Annotated in this window: 17 protein-coding genes; 12 read left to right on the plus strand and 5 right to left on the minus strand. The window is 72.5% G+C overall.

Features of this window, described 5'->3' with window-relative positions:
- Window positions 1–32: 32 nt before the first annotated feature.
- Entirely contained in the window at window positions 33–875 is an 843-nt protein-coding gene (locus tag ACH492_RS31045; RefSeq protein WP_398991304.1) for an esterase/lipase family protein, read from the minus strand.
- Between the two features lie 376 nt (window positions 876–1,251).
- Between ACH492_RS31045 and ACH492_RS31050 the strand changes: the two genes are divergently transcribed.
- Window positions 1,252–1,665: a cobalamin B12-binding domain-containing protein gene (locus ACH492_RS31050; RefSeq protein ID WP_398991306.1), complete on the plus strand. Its 414-nt coding sequence runs from the start codon at window positions 1,252–1,254 to the stop codon at window positions 1,663–1,665.
- A gap of 709 nt (window positions 1,666–2,374) precedes the next feature.
- Here the strand turns inward: ACH492_RS31050 and ACH492_RS31055 are convergent.
- The gene (locus ACH492_RS31055) at window positions 2,375–3,988 is read right to left on the minus strand and encodes a DUF5691 domain-containing protein (RefSeq protein WP_398991308.1); all 1,614 of its coding nucleotides are present in this window, start codon (window positions 3,986–3,988) and stop codon (window positions 2,375–2,377) included.
- A gap of 16 nt (window positions 3,989–4,004) precedes the next feature.
- Entirely contained in the window at window positions 4,005–5,405 is a 1,401-nt protein-coding gene (locus tag ACH492_RS31060; protein ID WP_398991309.1) for an SWIM zinc finger family protein, read from the minus strand.
- Between the two features lie 138 nt (window positions 5,406–5,543).
- Between ACH492_RS31060 and ACH492_RS31065 the strand changes: the two genes are divergently transcribed.
- The 8 genes from ACH492_RS31065 (at window position 5,544) to sucD (ending at window position 15,430) form a co-directional block, all read left to right on the plus strand.
- A complete protein-coding gene (locus ACH492_RS31065) occupies window positions 5,544–5,954 on the plus strand; it encodes an MmpS family transport accessory protein (RefSeq protein WP_398991311.1) in 411 nt (136 codons plus the stop codon).
- A 120-nt stretch (window positions 5,955–6,074) separates the two neighbouring features.
- Entirely contained in the window at window positions 6,075–7,199 is a 1,125-nt protein-coding gene (locus ACH492_RS31070) for an AAA family ATPase (protein WP_398991313.1), read from the plus strand.
- Window positions 7,196–9,697 carry a DUF5682 family protein gene (locus ACH492_RS31075; protein WP_398991315.1) on the plus strand — a complete coding sequence of 834 codons (2,502 nt, stop codon included), beginning with the start codon at window positions 7,196–7,198 and terminating at the stop codon, window positions 9,695–9,697. The genes ACH492_RS31070 and ACH492_RS31075 overlap by 4 nt, the downstream gene beginning before the upstream one ends.
- A complete protein-coding gene (locus tag ACH492_RS31080; RefSeq protein ID WP_398991317.1) occupies window positions 9,694–10,875 on the plus strand; it encodes a VWA domain-containing protein in 1,182 nt (393 codons plus the stop codon). Before ACH492_RS31075 ends, ACH492_RS31080 begins: the two co-directional genes overlap by 4 nt.
- Before the next feature lie 94 nt (window positions 10,876–10,969).
- The gene (locus ACH492_RS31085; protein ID WP_398991319.1) at window positions 10,970–11,803 is read left to right on the plus strand and encodes a hypothetical protein; all 834 of its coding nucleotides are present in this window, start codon (window positions 10,970–10,972) and stop codon (window positions 11,801–11,803) included.
- A 107-nt stretch (window positions 11,804–11,910) separates the two neighbouring features.
- Window positions 11,911–13,020 (plus strand): hypothetical protein, encoded by a 1,110-nt coding sequence (locus ACH492_RS31090; protein ID WP_398991321.1) that lies wholly within the window; start codon window positions 11,911–11,913, stop codon window positions 13,018–13,020.
- A 324-nt stretch (window positions 13,021–13,344) separates the two neighbouring features.
- Window positions 13,345–14,523 carry an ADP-forming succinate--CoA ligase subunit beta gene (gene sucC / locus ACH492_RS31095; RefSeq protein WP_356222746.1) on the plus strand — a complete coding sequence of 393 codons (1,179 nt, stop codon included), beginning with the start codon at window positions 13,345–13,347 and terminating at the stop codon, window positions 14,521–14,523.
- Window positions 14,524–14,545: 22 nt separating this feature from the next.
- Window positions 14,546–15,430, plus strand: coding sequence for a succinate--CoA ligase subunit alpha (sucD, locus tag ACH492_RS31100; RefSeq protein WP_398991323.1), 885 nt, complete (start codon window positions 14,546–14,548; stop codon window positions 15,428–15,430).
- Between the two features lie 95 nt (window positions 15,431–15,525).
- On the opposite strand, the gene ACH492_RS31105 is transcribed toward sucD, so the two are convergent.
- Window positions 15,526–16,695 (minus strand): sigma factor-like helix-turn-helix DNA-binding protein, encoded by a 1,170-nt coding sequence (locus ACH492_RS31105; RefSeq protein ID WP_398991325.1) that lies wholly within the window; start codon window positions 16,693–16,695, stop codon window positions 15,526–15,528.
- Window positions 16,696–16,820: 125 nt separating this feature from the next.
- Between ACH492_RS31105 and ACH492_RS31110 the strand changes: the two genes are divergently transcribed.
- Window positions 16,821–18,545, plus strand: coding sequence for a DUF6350 family protein (locus ACH492_RS31110; protein ID WP_398991327.1), 1,725 nt, complete (start codon window positions 16,821–16,823; stop codon window positions 18,543–18,545).
- On the opposite strand, the gene ACH492_RS31115 is transcribed toward ACH492_RS31110, so the two are convergent.
- Entirely contained in the window at window positions 18,535–19,320 is a 786-nt protein-coding gene (locus ACH492_RS31115) for a hypothetical protein (RefSeq protein ID WP_398991329.1), read from the minus strand. The genes ACH492_RS31110 and ACH492_RS31115 overlap by 11 nt on opposite strands.
- Window positions 19,321–19,595: 275 nt before the next feature.
- Here ACH492_RS31115 and purN point away from each other — a divergent pair, with 275 nt between their 5' ends.
- Both purN and purH read left to right on the plus strand, forming a co-directional pair.
- Window positions 19,596–20,231 (plus strand): phosphoribosylglycinamide formyltransferase, encoded by a 636-nt coding sequence (purN, locus tag ACH492_RS31120; protein WP_398991331.1) that lies wholly within the window; start codon window positions 19,596–19,598, stop codon window positions 20,229–20,231.
- Window positions 20,228–21,796 (plus strand): bifunctional phosphoribosylaminoimidazolecarboxamide formyltransferase/IMP cyclohydrolase, encoded by a 1,569-nt coding sequence (purH, locus tag ACH492_RS31125; protein WP_398991333.1) that lies wholly within the window; start codon window positions 20,228–20,230, stop codon window positions 21,794–21,796. Before purN ends, purH begins: the two co-directional genes overlap by 4 nt.
- The last annotated feature ends 106 nt before the right edge of the window (window positions 21,797–21,902 follow it).

Here is a 21,902-nt window from a genome sequence, read left to right on the forward strand (position 1 = left end):
TGGGCGTGGTGGCGCGCGCCGTCGAGCCCGAATCAGGCGACGGAGACGGCGCCGGATGTGCCCGTCGCGGGTTGGCTCGACTCCAGGGCCTGCCGGATGCCGGCCGCTACGGCCGGGTGGACCGGGAGCGCGAGATGCCCGATTCCGCTGACCTGTACGTTCTGAGCGATGAGGTCCGGGTGGTCGATGCATGCCGTCTCGACCGGGACCATCAGCTGGTCGAGATCGCTCCAGAAACTCACGAAGCGAGTGCGGCAGCCGGGCGCGGGCATGCGCAGCTCCTCGATCACGGCGGATCCGGGGCGCATCTGGCGCACGATGGGGTGCGCGCTGGCGAGCGGGGCGACGCTGGTGCCCGAATGTGGGGTGCCGAGGGTGACGAGCGTGCGTACCCGGTGGTCACCGCCCAGGCACTGTACGTAATAGCGGGCGATCAGGCCGCCGAGGCTGTGCCCGACGATGTCGACCTCGGACCGGCCCGTACGCGCGCAGATCTCCTCGATGTGCCGGCCGAGCAGCTCGGCGGCGGTGCGGATGTCGCAGGTCAGCGGGGAGTAATTGAGGCACTCGAGGTGCCGCCAGCCGTGCCGGGCGAGGGAGCGGCGCAGCAGTACGAACACGGACCGGTTGTCCACGAAGCCATGGAGGAGCACGGCAGGCGGGCGGTCCGCGCCGGGCGTCGGGAGCTGGGGATTCGGTCCTGGGGCGGGGGCCGGGTCGGGTTCGCGACGCTCCGGGACGAGGCCGGCGGGGTAGAGGAGCAGATGCCCGGCGAGGATGGCCAGCTCGAGGGTGGCGGCGCGCAGCAGCACGGCCGGTATTTGTAGGTGTCGCACGGGGCGCAGACACAGCGGAAAGAAGGGAAAAGCCTTCATGGCCGACCTCCCGTACGGCACGCTGGAGGACGGCTCCGTCCCCCGTGTGCCCTCGTGGGCGCCACTCAGGCCCTGTGCCCGTGCTGGGCCAGTACCGAAGAGGTCGTAACGCCGTGCCGCGCGGCTGACGGCACGGGGCTACGAACCCTGGAGCGGCTCCCGTAGCGATCGTTCCCGCGGTGGTGCGGTGCTGCGTGTGTGCCGCGTGGTGCGGGTACGACGCATAGCTAAGTTGTCCCATGTGTGATTTCCCCCTCGCTATCGGCCGCGAAACGGCGGGTTGCGGGATGCTGGAGATAACGTTCGTTCACTTCCCCGGACCGCTGCGGTTCGGGACCCGTGCCCAGGGCGGCGCAGTCGGTAGGTGGAGGCAGTGATGGGTGTGACTGGTCCGATCCGCGTGGTGGTGGCCAAGCCGGGGCTCGACGGCCATGATCGCGGGGCCAAGGTGATCGCGCGGGCGCTGCGTGACGCGGGCATGGAGGTCATCTACACCGGTCTCCACCAGACCCCCGAGCAGATCGTGGACACGGCGATCCAGGAGGATGCCGACGCGATCGGCCTGTCCATCCTCTCCGGTGCGCACAACACGCTCTTCACGAAGGTCATCGAGCTGCTGAAGGAGCGCGACGCGGAGGACATCAAGGTCTTCGGCGGTGGCATCATCCCGGAGGCGGACATCGCGCCGCTGAAGGAGAAGGGCGTCGCGGAGATCTTCACCCCGGGCGCGACGACGGCGTCGATCGTTGACTGGGTCAACGCAAACGTCCGCCAGCCCGCGGGCGCCTGACACCGCCTGACGACGCCGCCGGGTGGGGGACTGCGGTCGCCCGACGCGGTCCGGGCGGCACCGGCCGAGACGCGACCCCCGTGCCCTGCGGGCGCCTGACGACGCCGCCGGGTGGGGAGTCTGCGGGCGCCTGACGGCGGCGCCTGGCGGGGATGCCGTGCCCGTTCCCTGCGTCCGCTTGATGCCGTCCGGGCGGCACCGGGCGTGCGCGGCCCCGTGCACTACGGGCGCCCGACCAAGGCGCCTGGCGGGGATGTCCTGCCCGTTCCTGCGTCCGCCGGTCCGCTGGTGCCTGACGCTGTCCAGCGGCGCCGGGGCATGACGCGGCGCCCGTGCCCTGCGTCCGCCAACCTGCGGTGGCCTGACCCCGTCCAGCGGCGCCGGACGGGAGCAGCGCCCGGTTCCTCCCTCCGCCGGCACCGCGGATGCCTGACGCCCTCCGACGCGCGTGACGCGGCCCCGTGGCCCTGCGGGCGCCTGACGGCGGCGCCGGGCGGGGACGCAGGCTCGTTCCCTGCGTCCGCCCCACGCCGTCCGGGCGGCACCGGGGGTGACGCGGTGCCCGTGCACTGCGCCTGGGGCCGGGCGCGGCGCGAAGCTGCCGCTTCCGGGGGCCTGGGGGCGTAAGCCCCCACGCCTACCTCACCCCCCCCGCCCGGGGGGCCGGGGGGCGTCAGCCCCCAGATTCGGGAAGGGGCGGGGTGGGGGATCACACACCCCCCAGCTCCACCCGCATCGCCGCCCGCAACCGCAACGTCGACACCAGCCGCTGAAACGCCTCCGACCAGTACCCCCCCGCCCCCGGCGACGCCCCCTCCGTCTCGTCCGGCGTCGCCGTCAGCAGCTCCAGCCGGCTCGCCTCCGCCGGGTCCAGGCAGCGTTCCGCCAGGCCCATCACCCCGCTGAAGCTCCAGGGGTAACTCCCCGCATCGCGCGCGATGTCCAGCGCGTCCACCACCGAACGGCCGAGCGGCTCCCCCCACGGCACCGCGCAGACGCCGAGCAGCTGGAACGCCTCCGACAGGCCGTGCGCCGCGATGAACTCCGCGACCCACACCGCCCGTTCACCGTCCGGCAGCGTCGCGAGCAGCTTCGCCCGTTCGGCGAGGGACGACGTGCCGGGGCCGGTGTCCGGCGGGTTGCCCGGCGCCCCGAGCAGGGCGCGGGACCACTCCGCGTCCCGCTGCCGCACCGCCGCCCGGCACCACGCCGCGTGCAGCTCCTCGCCCCAGCCGTCGGCGACGGGCAGCGCGACTATCTCCTGCGCCGTACGCCCGCCGAGCCGCCCCCGCCAGGTGGACAGCGGGGCCGCCTCCACCAACTGGCCCAGCCACCAGGACCGTTCGCCCCGTCCCGTCGGCGGGCTCGGCGCCACCCCGTCGCGCTGCATGCCCGCATCGCATTCGTGCGGCGCCTCCACGCCTACCGCCGCGTCGCCGTCGCCACTGCGGTCCAGGCTGACGCACGTCGCCGCCCGCGCCGCCATCCGCCCGGCGAGTGCGGAGTGCGGCAGCGCCGACAGGAGTTCGGCCGCGGTGGCACGGACGTTGCGGCTGCGATCGGACAGGGCCTGTTCCAGGAACGACTCGTCCGCGTCGGACAGTCCGGTACGCAGAGAGTCGAGGAACATCAGCCGGTCCTCGGCCCGCTCCGTAGCCCACGTCGCGGTCAGCAGCGCCAGCGCCGCCCCCGCATCGTGCACCCGCACCGCCACCAGCAGCGCGACCCGCTCGGCGAACAGTCCTTCCTCCCAAAGCCGTTGGACCGCCTCGGCGTCACCGGCGTCCGGCAGCACAGAGCTTCCGGACGCGCCGCGCAGCGCGAACTTCCACTCCGGGTTGAGCCGGGCCAGCCACAGCCCGCGCGGCCCCGCGAAAGTGAGGGCCTGCGGCCGCAGATCCGTACGAGCACGGGCCGCGTCCAGCAGAGTGGGCAGTACGGACGGCGGTGCCTGGTACCCGTGTTCGTTGGCCGCGGCCAGCCACTGGGGGAGCAGCTCGGTGAGATCGGGTGCCGTACCCCGTCGTCCTCCCGCGTGCGACGGGGCGGACCGGTCGGCCAGCAACTGGGCGAGCCGGCGCCGGGCGGGCGCGGGGAGCTGCGGGCGGGCGTCGTGCGGCGCGGGCTCCGGCCGGTCGGCGGCGGGCGCGGGCAGCAGTCCCGCCCTGCGCCGTACGGTCTGGACCGCCGCCGCGTCCAACAGCGCGACCGGCGCGTCCTTGCCCGGGGACAGCACGGCATCCGGCGGCGTACGGCGGTCGGTGCCGAGCAGGGCCGAAGTGACGAGCTCTTCCCAGGGTGAGGTACTGGCGGTGCTGGTCATGACGTCCTCCGTACGTTCAGATGAGCGGGATCGTCTCGGCCGGACCCGTGGCGTCCTCGGGCCGGGCGGCCCAGGCGGCGAGCGGCGTGAAGCCCTGGTGGCCGCACTCGCCGAAGACGGTGACCGGGCCACCGCCGGAGAGCGCCACGAGCTTCCACAGCCCGGGGCGGGAGAGCGCGCCGGGCGCGATGGGCAGCGCGGACTCGCCGTCGGCGTCGGCCAGTTGCCACCCCTCGCCGACCTGGGTGGGAATGACGCCGCTGAGCGTGAACGGCCAGGAGTCCAGCCAGGGGTCGTCCCGCAGAGCCTTGCCGTATGCGTCGAGGGCCGCCGCGGCCGGACCACCCGGCGGCGGGGACCCGATCGGGACGGGCGCGCCGAACTGCTCGCCCAGGTCCGCCCGCAGCTGCCCCGCGCCGGTGTACGCGGTGAGCTCGGCATCGATCATCAGCCCCACCGGGAGCGCCTGTTGCGGAGAGCGGCCCGCCGCGCCGAAGGAGAGCAGCAGTGCCGTACGCCCGGAGCCGTGTCCGTACAGCCATATACGGCGCGTGGTGATCTTCCCGTCCGAGGAGTCGTACTGGGCCAGGATCAGCCAGTCGTCCCGGACCGGCGGTCCCTCGGCGGGCGAGGTGAGGCCGACCCGGGTGCGGACCGTCGCGGCCAACGGGTCCGGCAGCTTCTCCAGCCCGAGCCACGCCTCGTCCAGCAGATGGATCAGCGCGCACTCCTCCAGCAGCCGCACCGGCCAGCCCGGCCCCGAGCCCGGAATCGCGCCCAACTCCCGCACCCGGCCCGCCAGCCCGGGTGCCTGAGCGTCGACCATGCGAGCCGCGGTTTCCTCCCACAGTTCGTACCCCCTCTGTTCGGCCGCGGCCAGGCCGCCGCGCAGCAGATCCGTGAGCCGCTGCTCCAGCTCCGTGGCCCCCGTGGTGATCCGCCCCGCCCGGCGCTCGGCCCGGCGCCTGGCCGCCTCGGGGTCGGTGGCCTTCGCGGGCTGTCCCGCCCCCGCGTCGCTCTGTTCCTTGTCCGTGGCGCGCTTTCTGCGCGCTTCAAGCCACTCCTCGGCCCAGTCCGGCGTGGTGGAGACCGGTGCGGTGCCCTCGTCCGCCGCCCAGAGCAGCAGCAGCCCCAGCGCGTGCTTGCACGGGAACTTCCGGCTCGGGCAACTGCATTTGTAGGCCGGGCCCGTGGTGTCGACGACCGTCTGGTACGGCTTGCTGCCGCTGCCCTTGCACTGGCCCCACACGGCCCCCGAGCCGCTGCTGCCCGCACCGGACCACGGCCCGGCCGTGCCGAGTTTGTTTCCCGCCCTGCGTGACGCGTCGTCAGGAGCCAGTGCAAGCACCTGATCCGGCGTCCAGCGCACCCCCTGCTCAGGGGGGTTCGGGGGTTCTTCCCCGTTAGATCGCAGCATGCTGAAGACGCTACGGGCCACCACTGACAATCGGTCCTGACCTGCGGATTCGCGCGCCCGACAGCGTCTTGGCCCTACCTTTCCCTTGTGATTGGCTGGGGGGCTCAGCCTCAGCCTCAGGATCCGGGGGGATTCCATATGAACCGCACCATCCGCGCTGCCGTCTGCGCCGTCGCTGTCTCCGGCCTCACGCTCGGCCTCTCCGCCTGCTCCGACGCCGTCGACGCCGTCGACAAGGCCACGAACGAGACGTACGAAGTCACGTACGAGGTCACGGGGAAGAACGTCGACTCGATCGACTTCCACGGCGGTGGCGGCAAGGCGACGGAGCCGAAGATCGAGACGGTGCAGAAGCCCACGCTGCCGTGGAAGAAGACGGTCACGCTGCGCGGCATCATGCCGCCCGCGGTCATGCCGGTTGCCGCGGACATCACCGGCTCCGAGGTCAGCTGCAAGATCACGTACAAGGGCAAGGTCATCAAGGAGGAGAAGGGTGCGGGTCTGGCTGCCGCGGCCGGTTGCATCGCGGTCTCCCCGATCGTGGAGTAGCTCCCGCAACTCCCCGGCGAATCCTGGCCATTGAGGTCCTGACCTGCGGCGACAGCCGATTGTCAGTGGCATGGTGCACGGTGGATCCCACATCGGGTCGAACGATCTGGAGGGGGATCCATGACCGTGTCCGAAACCGGCGCGACCACCGGCGCAGCCACCGGGGCCGAGGCTCTGCGACCGCATGCCGAGGACGCATTCGCCGAGGAACTGAAGTCGCTTGCCGCGGCCGACGACCGGCCGCGGCCGGTCGGCTGGCAGCTGTCGCCGTGGGCCGTCGCCACCTATCTGCTCGGCGGCACGCTGCCCGACGGCACGGCGATCACGCCCAAGTACGTGGGGCCGCGCCGGATCGTCGAGGTCGCCGTCACCACACTCGCCACCGACCGGGCGCTGCTGCTCCTCGGCGTGCCGGGCACCGCCAAGACCTGGGTCTCCGAGCATCTCGCCGCGGCCGTCAGCGGCGACTCCACGCTGCTCGTGCAAGGCACGGCGGGCACGCCCGAGGAGGCGATCCGCTACGGCTGGAACTACGCCCAGCTGCTCGCCCACGGCCCCAGCCGGGACGCGCTTGTGCCCAGCCCCGTCATGCGCGCGATGTCCGAGGGCATGACCGCTCGGGTCGAGGAGCTCACCCGTATCCCCGCGGACGTACAGGACTCGCTGATCACGATCCTGTCCGAGAAGACCCTGCCGATCCCTGAGTTGGGGCAGGAGGTCCAGGCGGTGCGCGGGTTCAACCTCATCGCCACGGCCAATGACCGCGACCGCGGGGTCAACGACCTGTCCAGCGCGCTGCGCCGCCGGTTCAACACCGTCGTGCTGCCGCTGCCCGCGACGCCCGAGGACGAGGTCGGCATCGTGTCTCGGCGCGTCGACCAGATAGGGCGCTCGCTCGATCTGCCGGCCGCGCCGGAGGGGCTCGAGGAGATCCGCCGGGTGGTCACTGTCTTCCGGGAGCTGCGGGACGGCGTCTCGGCCGACGGCCGCACCAAGCTCAAGTCGCCCTCGGGCACACTCTCCACGGCCGAGGCGATCTCCGTCGTCACGGGCGGTCTCGCGCTCGCCGCGCACTTCGGCGATGGCGTGCTGCGGCCCGGCGATGTGGCGGCCGGCATTCTCGGCGCGGTCGTCCGCGACCCGGCGGCGGACCGGGTCATCTGGCAGGAGTACCTGGAGACGGTGGTCCGTGAGCGCGAGGGCTGGAAGGACTTCTACCGCGCCTGCCGCGAGGTGAGCGCATGACCGGGCCCTTGCTGCTCGGCGTCCGTCACCACGGGCCGGGTTCGGCGAGGGCGGTGCGGGCCGCGCTCGAGGCGGCCTTGCCACCGGCGGTCCTGATCGAGGGGCCGCCCGAGGGAGACGCGCTGCTCGCGCTCGCGGCGGACGAGCAGATGCGCCCGCCGGTCGCGCTGCTCGCGCATGCCGTGGACGACCCGGGGCGGGCGGCGTTCTGGCCGCTGGCCGAGTTCTCCCCGGAGTGGGTGGCGATCCGCTGGGCGCTCGCCCGGGGGGTGCCGGTGCGCTTCATCGACCTCCCGGCAGCGCATTCGCTGGCGCTGGCGGCCGAGGAGGAGGCCCGAGACGCGGACGCTGCCCGGCCGGAGCCGGACGAGGCATCGGGCGCGGACCAGGCTCAGCAGGACCAGGCTCAGCGGGAGCCGGCTCCTGCACGGCCTGAGTCGGCGGAGGAGCCCGTCCTGACGCCGGGCGGCGAGGCGAGCGGCGTACGCATCGATCCCATCGCGGTCCTCGCCGAAACCGCCGGGTACGACGACCCGGAGCGCTGGTGGGAGGACGTCATCGAGCACCGCGGGTCCGCAGCCGAGGCCCCGTCCCGGCACGCGTCCGTGTCCGGGGCCGGGTCCGGGGCCGGGTCCGGGGACGAGCCCCGCCCTGAGGTCGCGCCCGCACTCCGCTCCCACGGTGCCGACCCCCGCGCCCCCTTCGTGGCGCTCGGTGAAGCCATGGCCGCCTTGCGCGAGATGTACGGACACGGCGGGCACGAACGCGATCTCGCGCGCGAGGCACACATGCGGATCCAACTGCGCGCCGCGCGCAAGGAGTTCGGGGACGACGTCGCCGTCGTCTGCGGCGCCTGGCACGTGCCCGCGCTCGCCGCGAAGTCCACCGTGGCCGCCGACAAGGCCCTCCTCAAAGGCCTGCCCAAGGTCAAAACCGAGATGACCTGGGTGCCTTGGACGCACCGCAGGCTCGCCCGGCACAGCGGGTACGGCGCGGGGATCGACTCGCCCGGCTGGTACGGCCATCTCTTCGGCGCGCCCGACCGGCCCGTCGAGCGCTGGATGACCAAGGTCGCCGGGCTGCTGCGGGACGAGGACCGGATGGTCTCGTCCGCCCATGTCATCGAGGCTGTCCGGCTCGCCGACACGCTCGCCGCCATGCGCGGCCGTCCGCTCGCGGGACTGACCGAGACTACCGATGCGATCCGGGCCGTGATGTGCGACGGCTCCGACGTGCCGCTCGACCTCATACGGGACCGGCTGATCGTCGGGGACGTGCTCGGCGAGGTGCCGGACGCCGCGCCCGCCGTGCCGTTGCAGCGCGACCTGAGCCGGCTCCAGCGCAGCCTGCGGCTCAAACCGGAGGCGCTGGAGCGGGAGTTGGACCTCGATCTGCGCAAGGAGACCGACACGGCGAAGAGCAGGCTGCTGCACCGGCTGCGGCTGCTGGCCATCGGCTGGGGCGAGCCCGTCACGGGGCGGGGGAGCACGGGCACGTTCCGGGAGAGCTGGCGGCTGCGCTGGGAGCCCGAGCTGTTCGTGCGGGTCGCGGAGGCAGGGGTCTGGGGTACGACGGTGCTCTCCGCGGCCACGGCGAAGGCCGAGAACAGAGCCGTGGCCGCGGCCGCCCTCGCCGATGTCACCGCGCTCGCCGAGCAGTGCCTGCTGGCCGAACTGCCCGACGCGCTCCCCGTCGTGATGAAGGCGCTCGCCGACCGCGCCGCCCTCGACACCGACGTCGGCCATCTCGCCCAGGCGCTGCCCGCCCTGGCCCGCTCCCTGCGGTACGGGGACGTGCGGTCCACCGACACGGCCGCGCTCGGCGAGGTGGCGGCCGGGCTCGCCGAGCGCATCTGCGTCGGCCTGCCGCCCGCGTGCGCCGGGCTCGACGCGGACGGCGCGGCCGAGATGCGGGGCCATCTGGACGGGGTGCACACAGCGATCGGGCTGCTGCCCAAGGCGCGGGAGCTGGGCGAGCGTTGGGGCTCCGTACTGCACCGGCTCGCGGCCCGGGACACCGTGCCGGGGGTGATACGCGGCCGGGCCGCCCGGCTGCTGCTGGACGACGGGCGGCTCGCGGAGGACGAGGCCGCGCGGCTCATGGCCCTCGCGCTCTCACCGGGCACGCCGCCCGCCGAAGCGGCCGCCTGGATCGAGGGTTTCGTCGGCGGTGCGTCCGGGGGCGGGATGCTCCTGGTCCACGACGAGCGCCTGCTCACACTCGTCGACACCTGGCTGACCGGCGTGCCCGCGAACGCCTTCACCGACGTACTGCCGCTGCTGCGCCGCACCTTCTCCGCGTACGAATCGGGTGTCCGCCGCACCTTGGGCGAGCTGGTCCGGCGCGGACCCGCGGCGGCATCCGGTCCGGTGCACGCCGCGCCCACGATGCCCGGATTCGGCCCCGGCCTCGACGAGTCGCGGGCGGACGCGGTGCTGCCGGTGCTCCAGCTGCTCCTCGGAATCGACGACAACGACCTTGCGGGGGTGGCCCGATGACGGGGACCGAGTACGACGAGCGGCTGCGGCGCTGGAGGCTGGTGCTCGGCGGGGAGTCCGCCGACGGCACCGGGTGCGCGCTCGCGGGGACGGACGCGGGGATGGACGGCGCCCTCACCGCCCTCTACGGCAGCGGCGGCGGCAACCACCAGGGCGGACGCGACCGTTCGGCCGGGCTCGGTGCGTCCGCGCCGTCCGTCGCGCGCTGGCTCGGCGACATCCGTACGTACTTCCCCAGCTCCGTCGTCCAGGTCATGCAGCGCGACGCGATCGACCGGCTCGGCCTGTCCACGCTCCTGCTGGAGCCGGAGATGCTGGAGGCCGTCGAGGCGGACGTCCACCTCGTCGGCACGCTGCTCTCCCTCAACAAGGCGATGCCCGAGACGACCAAGGAGACGGCCAGAGCCGTCGTACGGAAAGTGGTGGACGACCTCGAGAAGCGGCTCGCCACCCGCACCCGGTCCACCCTCACCGGTGCGCTCGACCGCTCGGCGAAGATCAACCGGCCGCGCCACCGGGACATCGACTGGAACCGCACCATCCGGGCCAACCTCAAGAACTATCTGCCGATTCCTGAAAAAGAAGGTGCCTACACCGTCGTCCCTGAGCGGCTGATCGGATACGGCCGGGCGTCCCAGTCAGTGAAGAAGGACGTGGTCCTTTGCATCGACCAGTCGGGCTCGATGGCGGCCTCCGTCGTCTACGCATCCGTCTTCGGCGCGGTCCTGGCGTCGATGCGCTCCATCGCCACCCGCCTCGTCGTCTTCGACACCGCGGTCGTCGACCTCACCGACCAGCTCGACGACCCGGTCGACGTCCTGTTCGGCACCCAGCTCGGCGGCGGCACCGACATCAACAGGGCGCTCGCGTACTGCCAGTCGCAGATCACCCGCCCCGCCGACACCGTCGTGGTACTGATCAGCGACCTCTACGAGGGCGGCATACGGGACGAGATGCTGAAGCGGGTCGCGGCGATGAAGGCGTCGGGCGTGCAGTTCGTGGCGCTGCTCGCGCTCTCCGACGAGGGGACACCCGCGTACGACCGGGAGCACGCCGCGGCTCTCGCGGCGCTGGGCGCACCGGCCTTCGCATGTACGCCGGACCTGTTCCCGGATGTGATGGCGGCGGCGATCGAGAAGCGTCCACTGCCCATACCGGACATGGTGACCCATCAGTAACGTAGGACTTGCGCCGACCCGGGCGACTCGGCGAGCATCGTCCCGATCCCCGCGGAAGGTCCACTTCCGCCAACCTCGGGAAGGCTCCTTCACCGTGACTGCCGCAGCTGCTCGTTCTGCTGCTGTCCTGTGCGCACTGCGCCGGGCAGCGGGCGAGCGGCGTGCGCTGCGGGTGATGTTGTTCCTCGGGGGCCTGCTGACGGTCGGTTTCCTCTACGGCGGACAGGCGCAGGCGGCCGAGCTGCCGGATCCGGCGCCGAGCTCCCAGGCGCGCGCCGACACCGAGGTGAGCGACCCGGCGTCGGCCCGGCCGGTCCCGGCGCGGGAACTGCGGCGCGCGGCAACGGACTCCGTCGACGCGGCGACGTCCGTTGCGCCGGTGCGATCCGTACACGAGGGTCTTCAGCCGGCCGCGGGCACTGTGGCGGATGTCGTCGGGCCGGTGATCGAACCGGTGACCGGCACACCGGGCGATTTCCTTCCCGTGCCGCCGCCGTCTGCCGGCGGCGGCACGGACCCCGGACAGCCGCAAGGTCCCGCCGACCGGCTCGTGGACGAGTCCCCGGGCGGGGTCACGGCCAAGCCCTCCTCGGGCGAGGCGGACCCGGCCCGGCCGTCCGGCGCGACCGTTGCCGCGGTCGGCGCGGCCGGTGAGTACGACGGTGCGCTCGGCCGGCACCTGGGTGAAGTCCCGCACGCGCAGCCCGCGTCGGCACCCGCGCCCGCTCAAGTCCCCGGCACGCCCTGCAACTCCACGCCCGGCGCGCTGCAGCAGTCCACCGAGACGCATGTCCCGCGTACGGGAGACCAGCCCGCGGCGGTGAGTGCGTACGACAGTCCGTACGCGCTCGTCTCCGGTGCGGTCCGGGCGGCGGCGGATGCGCCGACTCGCGAACGACCCCGCGACATCCTCGAATTCCCCGGCTAGGGCAGTCCTTTCCCCGCTCAAGACCTGCCGCGCGGGGGCGGGACAGGTCTGCCCGCCAACCGGACAGTTCCGGACAGCCGAACTCATTCGAAGGATTCGACTCAAGCATGCACAAGAATATTCGCCGTTCTATAGCTGTCGCCGCCACGGCCGGCGGCATGTGGGCCATCGGCACCGCCGCGGCCAGCGCCGACGAGGTGCACGTCTCCGTACCGCTCTCCACGCCCGACCAGGCGGCCGACGCCGTCCAGGACGCCACGGGTGCCGCCTCCGACGTGCGCTCCACGGCTACGGGTGCGGTCACCCAGGCCAAGGGCAAGGCGACGGGCACGGCTGCGCAGGCTCAGCGCACCGCTACGGGTGCGGTCACCCAGGCCCAGGGCAAGGCGACGGGCACGGCTGCGCAGGCTCAGCGCACCGCTACGGGTGCGGTCACCCAGGCCCAGGGCAAGGCGACGGGCACGGCTGCGCAGGCTCAGCGCACCGCTACGGGTGCGGTCACCCAGGCCCAGGGCAAGGCGACGGGCACGGCCGCGCAGGCTCAGCGCACCGCCGCCGGAACCGCCGCTCAGGCCCAGGGCAACGCCCAGTCCGCTGCCCGCACCGACGTCCAGGGCGAGATCGACTACCTCTTCGGCCCGCTCTCGGCCTTCGCGCACGAGCTGGAGCAGGCCCCGGCCCAGGCCCAGTACCAGGCCCAGGGTGCTGTCGCCGACGCCACTCCGGTCGTCGACGCCGCCGCTCAGGACGTTCTGCCGCCCATCGCGGGCCGGGCCGTCAACGGCGTCGTCCCGGTCGCCGGTCAGGCGGTCGGTGACGTCGGCGGCCTCGCCCAGGGCGTGGCCGCCGACGTGACGCCGTTCGCCGGCGGAGTCGTCAGCGAGGTCCAGCCGTTCGCCGGCGGTGTGGTCTCCGACGTCCAGCCCTTCGCGGGCGGTGTCGTCGGCTCGGTCCAGCCGCTCGTCCACACCCTGGTCGACCACGTGGCGCCGGTCGCGTACGGCGTCGGCGGCAGCGCCGGCTCCCTCGCGCACGGTGTCGTCGGCGACGTGACGCCGTTCGCGGGCGGTGTGGTCTCCGGGGTCCAGCCGTTCGCGCAGGACCTGACCGGCACGGTCACCGCGGCCCCGCTCGCCGGCAACGCCGTTTCCGGCATCCAGGGCGCGGCTTCCTCTGTCACTCCGGGTTACGCGTCGCAACTGACGCAGGGCATCTGACACAGAACGTATGACGCAGAACATCTGACAGGCGGGTCGGAAGTTACGCGGTTCTACGGAGCTCCACGGGCGGTCCTCATTGGGGTGGGGACCGCCCGGTTCCGTTTCCGGCACAGCCACCGGGTGCGATCTGTGACTGTTATCACCGCCCAGGTGTGAGCTGCGATTTAGGGACCTACGGCCCACGGGGATAACCTGCGAGACGGACATGCCGCGGCCACGGACACCGTGTACGCCTCCCTTGTGACAGCGCAGTCACGTTGCCCTTCGCGGCACGCCCACGCAGACAACGAACCGCGATCATCAGAAAAGGGACGGACGCGCGTGGACCTGTTCGAGTACCAGGCGAGGGACCTCTTCGCCAAGCACGGTGTACCGGTGCTGGCCGGTGAAGTCATCGACACGCCTGAGGCGGCGCGCGAGGTGACCGAGCGTCTCGGCGGCCGGTCGGTCGTCAAGGCGCAGGTGAAGGTCGGCGGCCGCGGCAAGGCGGGCGGCGTCAAGCTGGCCTCCGACCCGGACGACGCGGTCGAGAAGGCCGGTCAGATCCTCGGCATGGACATCAAGGGCCACACGGTCCACAAGGTGATGCTGGCCGAGACGGCGCCTGAGATCGCCGAGGAGTACTACGTCTCGTACCTCCTCGACCGCACCAACCGCACCTTCCTGGCCATGGCCTCCGTCCAGGGCGGCGTGGAGATCGAGGTCGTCGCTGAGGAGAACCCCGAGGCCCTCGCGAAGATCCCGGTCAACGCCAACGAGGGTGTCGACCTGGAGAAGGCCCGCGAGATCGTCGCGGCCGCGAAGTTCCCGGCCGATGTCGCCGACCAGGTCGCCGACATCCTGGTGACCCTGTGGAAGACCTTCATCGCCGAGGACGCGCTCCTCGTCGAGGTCAATCCGCTGGCCAAGGTCGCCGACGGCCGAGTCATCGCGCTCGACGGCAAGGTCTCGCTCGACGAGAACGCGGACTTCCGTCAGCCCGAGCACGCGGCGCTCGAGGACAAGGATGCAGCCAACCCGCTCGAGGCTGCCGCCAAGGCCAAGAACCTCAACTACGTCAAGCTCGACGGCGAGGTCGGCATCATCGGCAACGGCGCGGGTCTGGTCATGTCGACCCTCGACGTCGTCGCTTACGCCGGTGAGAACCACGGCGGCGTGAAGCCCGCCAACTTCCTCGACATCGGCGGCGGCGCCTCCGCCGAGGTCATGGCGAACGGCCTCGAGATCATCCTCGGCGACCCGGACGTCAAGTCCGTCTTCGTCAACGTCTTCGGTGGCATCACCGCGTGCGACGAGGTCGCCAACGGCATCGTGCAGGCCCTGGCGCTGCTCAAGTCCAAGGGCGAGGACGTCACCAAGCCGCTGGTCGTGCGCCTCGACGGCAACAACGCGGAGCTGGGTCGCAAGATCCTTTCCGACGCCAACCACCCGCTCGTGCAGCGCGTGGACACCATGGACGGCGCGGCCGACAAGGCCGCCGAGCTCGCGGCTGCGAAGTAAGGGAAGAGGGACTCCAGAAACCATGGCTATCTTCCTCACCAAGGACAGCAAGGTCATCGTCCAGGGCATGACCGGCGCCACGGGCATGAAGCACACCAAGCTCATGCTGAACGACGGCACCAACATCGTCGGTGGCGTGAACCCGCGCAAGGCGGGCACGACCGTCGACTTCGACGGCACCGAGGTGCCGGTCTTCGGCTCCGTCGCCGAGGCGATGGAGAAGACCGGGGCCGACGTCTCCGTCCTCTTCGTGCCGCCGGCCTTCGCAAAGGCCGCCGTCGTCGAGGCGATCGACGCTGAGATCGGCCTCGCGGTCGTCATCACCGAGGGCATCGCGGTCCACGACTCCGCCGCCTTCTGGGCGTACGCGACCGCCAAGGGCAACAAGACCCGGATCATCGGTCCGAACTGCCCCGGCCTGATCACCCCCGGCCAGTCCAACGCCGGCATCATCCCCGGCGACATCACCAAGCCCGGCCGCATCGGTCTCGTGTCCAAGTCCGGCACGCTGACCTACCAGATGATGTACGAGCTCCGTGACATCGGCTTCTCCTCGGCCGTCGGCATCGGTGGCGACCCGGTCATCGGCACGACGCACATCGACGCGCTGGCGGCCTTCGAGGCCGACCCGGACACCGAGCTGATCGTGATGATCGGCGAGATCGGTGGCGACGCCGAGGAGCGTGCGGCGGACTTCATCGCGAAGAACGTCACCAAGCCGGTCGTCGGTTACGTCGCGGGCTTCACCGCCCCCGAGGGCAAGACCATGGGCCACGCCGGCGCCATCGTCTCCGGCTCCTCCGGCACGGCCGCGGCGAAGAAGGAGGCCCTCGAGGCCGCGGGCGTCAAGGTCGGCAAGACGCCGACCGAGACGGCCAAGCTGGCGCGCGAGATCCTGGGCGCCTGACCTTCGCGGTAGGTACATCACGTACGAGTGGGCCCGCACCTCCAGGTGAATCCTGTGAGGTGCGGGCCCACTCGCGTACTCAGTTACCAGCCTGGTCAGCGCACCTGGGGCAGGAGTCGTTCAGGACCGTACGCCGGCTCGGCGAGCAGCTTCGCGCGCAGTTCCATGACCCGCGGGGTCAGCGGCTGCGGCCCGCTGTGCGGCGGTACGCCGCCGACCTGCTGCCCGGGGGCGAGCGGCGGTTCGTACCGCGTCGGCGCGGTGGCCAGGGTGTAGGCCGTGGCGCCGATGATCAGTGTGGTGACCGTGATGGCGGCTCGCGTCCAGAACCGGGCCCGGCGCTCGCAGCCCGTACGTACCGCTCTGGCGGCGCTCAGCCGCGGCACCGGGCCGTCATTCGCGAGGGCCGTGAGCTGCTCCTGCAGCGTTTCGGGCACGCCGAGCCCCGGCACCCGCTCGGCGATGGCTGCCCGGGCCTGCACCAGGCGGTTGGCCGCGGCGGGCGTACTCGCCTCCGTCTCGGCGGCCGTCTCGGGGAGATCGAGGCCGAGGCCGTCGTAGAGCAGCAGTGTGCGGCGGTACGACGGGGGAAGTTCCAGCAGCGCGTCGAGCAGCCGGCGCCGGTCCCCCTCGACGCGAGGGAAGTCGGGGTGCCGGTGGACGGGCCGTAGCCGCTGCCAGGGGGACATGGCGTATTCGTACGCGGCGGCCCGTACCCAGCCCGCGGGGTCCGGGTCGACGGCGACCTTGGGCCACTGCTGCCAGGCGAGATGGAAGGCGCGCTCGACCGACTCGTGGGAGAGCCGGAGCCGGCCGGTGAGCAGGTAGGCCTGCCGTACGAGGGCGGGGGCGGCGTACGAGTAGAGGGCGTCGAAGGCCTCGGCGGGGGTGAACTCGGGGGGTGCCGGCGGTTCCGGTGGCTTCGGCGGCGGGGCCTGCCGTTCGGCCGCGTGCTTGGTGGCGGGTTCGGGCTGCCAGGCGGACAATTCGCTGGAGTCCCTGGATTCCCAGAACTCCCTGGACTCTCTGGACTCCCCGGACTCCCTGGTCCTCTCGGCAGAGTCGGCGAGCAGCCTCGCGTACAGCTCGCGGTTGCGCCCCCGTGGGCTGCTGCGGCCGGTCTCCCAGGACCTGATCGTCGCCCGCGTGACGCCGACCACGCTCGCGGCCTCCTCCTCGCTCAGGAACTTCGCCTCGCGCAGCCTGCGCCGTTCCATGGGGGAGGGCAGCGGGGCGGGTACGGAGCGTGTGGTGCTCTGAGTCATGAAGGGCTCCCGTCAGCACTCCACTCGACGAGAAAGTACATAAACGTATATTGAACGACACAGCGGGTGATCGCCTGTTACGCGACTACGGCGCGTGTCGTTGGCAGCATGGCCGCGTGACTCAAATGACCGATCACAGCCCTTCTGTGCCGCAGACGTCGGTCCCCGTGCAGGGCGGGCCTGTGCCTGCCCTGGCCGCGTCCTTCGTGCGCGGGGCGACCGCGGCGGGGCTCGGGCTGGGCGGGCTCGCGCTTGTGGTGATGGTGCTGTGGATCAGCTCTCCGTACCCGGACAGCGATCCCGATGGGGCGCTGCACCTCGTCGCCGGGCTGTGGCTGATGGCCCACGGCACCGAGTTCGTACGCGCCGGCACGCTCTCCGGGGCCCCGGCGCCGGTGGGGGTCGTGCCGCTGCTGTTCGTCGCGCTTCCGGCCTGGCTGGTGCACCGGGCGGCGCGCGATGCGCTGGAGCTGGGGGAGGGGCGGCTGCGGCCGTCGGCGCCGGGTGCGCTGTGCGCGGTGACCGTGGGATATCTCCTGGTCGGCGTGGCTGCGGCGGTCTACACGGCGGGCGGGCCGCTGGCGCCGGATCCGGTGAGCGCGCTGATCCATGTGCCGCTGGTGACGGCGCTCGCGGCGACGGCCGGGGTGTGGACAGGGAGCGGCAGCCCGCGCGAGCCGCTGCCGGCCTGGCTGCCCGGGCGGCTACGGGTGGCGCTCGCCCGTACCGGGGCGGGCGTCGCACTGCGGTCCGCCGCGGCGGGGTCGATGGCGCTGCTGGGCGGCGGGGCGCTGCTGGTCGCGGTGTCGCTGGTGTGGCACTCCGACGCGACGCAGGATTCGTTCCTGCGCCTGGCGGAGCCGTGGTCGGGGCGGCTCGCGGTCCTGCTGCTGGGGTTCGCGCTGGTGCCGAACGCGGCGGTGTGGGGTGCGGCGTACGGGCTCGGGCCGGGTTTCGCGCTCGGTACGGGTGCGACGGCGACCCCGCTCGCGCTGGCCGGGGACCCGGCGCTGCCGCACTTCCCGCTGCTGGCCGCGGTCCCGGGTGAGGGGCGGGGGATGCCGCTGCACTGGGCTGCGGTGGCTGTGCCGGTGGTGGCGGGGGTGGTGATCGCGTGGTTCACGGTACGGGCGGCGGCGCCGCGGCACGGGGCACGGGAGACCGCGTGGGGCGTGCGCGAGACCGCGCTGACGGCGCTCCTGGGTGCGGTGGGCTGCGGGGGCCTGGCGGCCCTGATGGCGGCGGCCGCGGGCGGTCCGATGGGCACGGGCAGGCTGGCGGCGTTCGGCCCGGTGTGGTGGCTGACGGGGCTGGCGGCGCTGGCATGGACGGCGGGTATCGGGGTGCCCGGGGCGCTGGGGGTGCGGGCGTGGCGGGTGCGGGTGCCGGGGCGCTGGTGGAGGCGCGGGGCGGTGGAGTCGGTGCGGGAGTCGGCCCCGGAGGCTGTGGCACCGGTGCCTGCGGTGCCCGCACCTGCCGGGCCGCCGGAGCCGGACGACGGGCCGCCGGAGGCGGACGACGGTGCGTCGGAGGCGTACGACTTCCTGCCGTCGGGTTCCTGGGCCGAGAGGGCGGGCCGGGAGGATCGGGCGGCGGCGCTCAAGGAGGCGTCGGGGGGTCTGACGGCGGAGTTTCAGCCGGTGGTGACGCCGGAGCCGGAACCGGATCCGGAGGGGGAACGGGAGACGGAGTTGCCGGATCCGGCGTTGCCTGCGGCGTCGGCCGAAAAGGAGCCGGGGGCCGAAAAGGAGCCGGGGGCCGCACAGGAGCCGGGGGCCGCACAGGAGGCGCCGGGGGAGGGGGCCGAACCCCCACCCCCCGGTGAACCGCCCGGGCGGGCTACTCCTTGACGCCGATCAAGCCCCGCAGCGGATCCGGGAGCAGGTCGTTGCAGGCAAGTTGGCCCGACTTCGTCAGGGCGTCGTTCACGCAGGTGTAGTAGTCCCGGTAGACGAGCTGCGCCGTGAACGACGCCGCCACGATCACCAGCGCGATGCTCGCCATCACCAGGCCGCTCAGGGCCGCCGTCAGCTGGGGCTTGTTCGGGGACGTCGGCGGCGTCGGGCGTGCGGGCGGGGGTGACGTCACCGCGTCCGTTGCGGGGCGTTGGGGCTTGGCGCGCAGGGAGCTGATGCTCCAGTACAGCGCCAGCGCGCCCAGCAGCAGCGCGATCTCCGGGAGTTCGAACAGCGCGAAGAAGAACGCCCACATGCCCGACAGCAGCGCATAGCGCGCCCTGCGCTGGGCCGGGTCCGTCGGGTCCCAGCGGAGGCCGCCGGGGGAGCCGCCGTCCTGGCCCTGCCGGCCGCCGCCGTTCTGGCCGTTCTCGCCGCCGGGGCGGCCGCCGAAGCCACCGCCCGAGGAGCGGCCCGGCTGGCGGCTGCTCCACTGGCTGCCCCAGCCGGAGCCGTCACCGCCCGAGGAACCCGACCCGGATGATCCCGATGAGCCGGACGAATCGGACGAGGAGGAGTCGTCGGAGCTGTCGCCGTCGTTCGCTGGGTGGCGCGGCTGCCAGGGCTGGTCCGGCCTGCCCTCCGGCGGCGGCGCGAAGGGGTTGTTGTCGTCCGTGGACTGGCGCTCCCGCGGCAACAGGAGGTCCGTACGGCGGCGTCGGTCCGGCATGTGGTGAACGTCTTCCCCTCAGACCCAGCGCACATGGGGTCTTGTGTCGTGGTGCCCGTCAGGGGACGGGACCTGTCCCCAGACGCTACCTCCCGGGCACGCCCCCGTCCCGTGGGGGCGGTTCTGTGTGCCGGTATCGTTGCTGACGGTCGGCCCCTTCGTAGAGTTCCCCTATTGAGGGGCGCGATTCGTTCGTACGACCACACAAAGCCGCACACCAAGCGGCACAGCAAGCCACACGCAAGCCGCACCGCACCGCGAGAAAGAGACCCGACGTGGCCTCCCCGCCCCCCTTCCGCCGTCCTGCACGCCTTGTCGTCCTGGTCTCCGGGTCCGGTACGAACCTCCAGGCCCTGCTCGAGGCGATCGACGAGGATCCGCAGGGCTTCGGTGCCCGTGTCGTCGCCGTCGGGGCCGACCGGGACGGGATCGCCGGTCTCGAGCGCGCCGAGCGCGCCGGGCTGCCCACCTTCGTGTGCAAGGTGAAGGACTACGAGACCCGCGACGCCTGGGATCTCGCACTCACCGAGGCCACCGCCGCGTACGAACCGGATCTGGTTGTCTCGGCCGGCTTCATGAAGATCGTGGGGAAGGAATTCCTCGCCCGCTTCGGCGGCCGCTGCGTCAATACACATCCCGCCCTGCTGCCCAGCTTCCCCGGGGCCCACGGCGTGCGCGACGCGCTCGCGTACGGCGCCAAGGTCACCGGGTGCACCGTCCACTTCGTCGACGACGGCGTCGACACCGGCCCGATCATCGCGCAGGGCGTGGTCGAGGTACGGGACGAGGACGACGAAGCCGCTCTCCATGAGCGCATCAAGGAAGTCGAGCGACGGCTGCTCGTCGAGGTCGTGGGGCGTCTGGCCCGTAACGGCTACCGCATTGAGGGACGAAAGGTAGTTTTCCCGTGACTGTTGAGGCTGCTGCGAAGCGAGCCGTCCGGCGAGCGCTGGTCAGTGTGTATGACAAGACGGGTCTTGAGGAGCTCGCCCGCGGGCTGCACGAGGCGGGCGTGGAGCTGGTCTCCACCGGCTCGACCGCCGCGAAGATCGCCGCGGTCGGAGTGCCGGTCACCAAGGTCGAGGAGCTCACCGGCTTCCCCGAGTGTCTGGACGGCCGGGTCAAGACTCTGCACCCGCGCGTGCACGCCGGGATCCTCGCCGACCTGCGGCTCGAGTCGCACCGTGAGCAGCTCGCCGAGCTGGGCGTGGAGCCCTTCGGCCTCGTCGTCGTGAATCTGTATCCCTTCCAGGAGACCGTCCGCTCCGGCGCGGCCCCCGACGAGTGCGTCGAGCAGATCGACATCGGCGGTCCGTCGATGGTCCGCGCGGCGGCGAAGAACCATCCGTCGGTCGCGGTTGTCACCAGCCCGGCGCGGTACGGCGATGTGCTCGACGCCGTCAAGACCGGCGGCTTCGACCTGGCCGCGCGCAAGCGCCTGGCAGCGGAAGCGTTTCAGCACACCGCCGCGTACGACGTGGCCGTCGCGTCCTGGTTCACCAACGTGTACGCCCCCGAGGAGGGCGCGACCCTGCCGGAGTTCCTGGCCGGCGCGTGGGAGCGCAAGGCCACCCTCCGGTACGGCGAGAACCCCCACCAGGCCGCCGCGCTCTACACCGACGGGCAGCCGGGCGGGCTCGCCAACGCCGAGCAGCTGCACGGCAAGGAGATGTCCTTCAACAACTACGTGGACACCGAGGCGGCGCGCCGTGCCGCCTTCGACCACGACGGGCCGTGCGTCGCGATCATCAAGCACGCCAACCCGTGCGGCATCGCGGTCGGCGTGGACGTCGCCGAGGCGCACCGCAAGGCGCACGCCTGCGACCCGCTCTCCGCGTTCGGCGGCGTGATCGCCGTCAACCGCCCGGTCAGCGTGGCGATGGCCGAGCAGGTGGCGGACATCTTCACCGAGGTCATCGCCGCACCGGCGTACGAGGACGGAGCGGTCGAGGTCCTGGCCCGGAAGAAGAACATCCGCGTCCTGCAGGTCGACGGCACCCCGCTGCAGCCCGGCGACCTCAAGCCGGTCTCCGGCGGTGCGCTGCTCCAGGAGTCCGACGCCTTCCAGGCGGAGGGCGACGACCCGGCCAATTGGACGCTCGCCACGGGCGAGGCGCTGTCCGGCGAACAGCTGGCGGAGCTCGCCTTCGCCTGGAAGGCCTGCCGCGCGGTGAAGTCGAACGCGATCCTGCTCGCGAAGGACGGCGCGTCCGTGGGCGTGGGTATGGGCCAGGTCAACCGCGTCGACTCCGCGAAGCTCGCGGTGGAGCGCGCGGGGGCGGAGCGCGCGCAGGGCTCGTACGCCGCGTCCGACGCGTTCTTCCCGTTCCCCGACGGCCTGGAGATCCTGCTCACGGCAGGCGTCAAGGCGGTGGTGCAGCCGGGCGGTTCGGTGCGGGACGAGCTGGTGGTGGAGGCGGCGAAGAAGGCGGGCGTGACGATGTACTTCACGGGTACGCGGCACTTCTTCCACTGACCCTGAGCCGACCCTGAGCTGTACGGCCCGAGGGCCGCACCGCCGCACCCCCGCCCGGGCGGGGGTGCGGCCGTTAGAACGGCCGAAGGCCGCAAACCCGCCTGGT

Source organism: Streptomyces sp. NPDC019443 (assembly GCF_044389785.1).
In the GTDB taxonomy this organism is placed as follows: Bacteria; Actinomycetota; Actinomycetes; order Streptomycetales; family Streptomycetaceae; genus Streptomyces.

Coding starts and splice junctions, on each gene's coding strand:
- ACH492_RS31045 (WP_398991304.1), bottom strand. CDS start 875: ATGAAGGCTTTTCCCTTCTTTCCGCTGTGTCTGCGCCCCGTGCGACAC.
- ACH492_RS31050 (WP_398991306.1), top strand. CDS start 1,252: ATGGGTGTGACTGGTCCGATCCGCGTGGTGGTGGCCAAGCCGGGGCTC.
- ACH492_RS31055 (WP_398991308.1), bottom strand. CDS start 3,988: ATGACCAGCACCGCCAGTACCTCACCCTGGGAAGAGCTCGTCACTTCG.
- ACH492_RS31060 (WP_398991309.1), bottom strand. CDS start 5,405: ATGCTGCGATCTAACGGGGAAGAACCCCCGAACCCCCCTGAGCAGGGG.
- ACH492_RS31065 (WP_398991311.1), top strand. CDS start 5,544: ATGAACCGCACCATCCGCGCTGCCGTCTGCGCCGTCGCTGTCTCCGGC.
- ACH492_RS31070 (WP_398991313.1), top strand. CDS start 6,075: ATGACCGTGTCCGAAACCGGCGCGACCACCGGCGCAGCCACCGGGGCC.
- ACH492_RS31075 (WP_398991315.1), top strand. CDS start 7,196: ATGACCGGGCCCTTGCTGCTCGGCGTCCGTCACCACGGGCCGGGTTCG.
- ACH492_RS31080 (WP_398991317.1), top strand. CDS start 9,694: ATGACGGGGACCGAGTACGACGAGCGGCTGCGGCGCTGGAGGCTGGTG.
- ACH492_RS31090 (WP_398991321.1), top strand. CDS start 11,911: ATGCACAAGAATATTCGCCGTTCTATAGCTGTCGCCGCCACGGCCGGC.
- sucD (WP_398991323.1), top strand. CDS start 14,546: ATGGCTATCTTCCTCACCAAGGACAGCAAGGTCATCGTCCAGGGCATG.
- ACH492_RS31105 (WP_398991325.1), bottom strand. CDS start 16,695: ATGACTCAGAGCACCACACGCTCCGTACCCGCCCCGCTGCCCTCCCCC.
- ACH492_RS31110 (WP_398991327.1), top strand. CDS start 16,821: ATGACCGATCACAGCCCTTCTGTGCCGCAGACGTCGGTCCCCGTGCAG.
- ACH492_RS31115 (WP_398991329.1), bottom strand. CDS start 19,320: ATGCCGGACCGACGCCGCCGTACGGACCTCCTGTTGCCGCGGGAGCGC.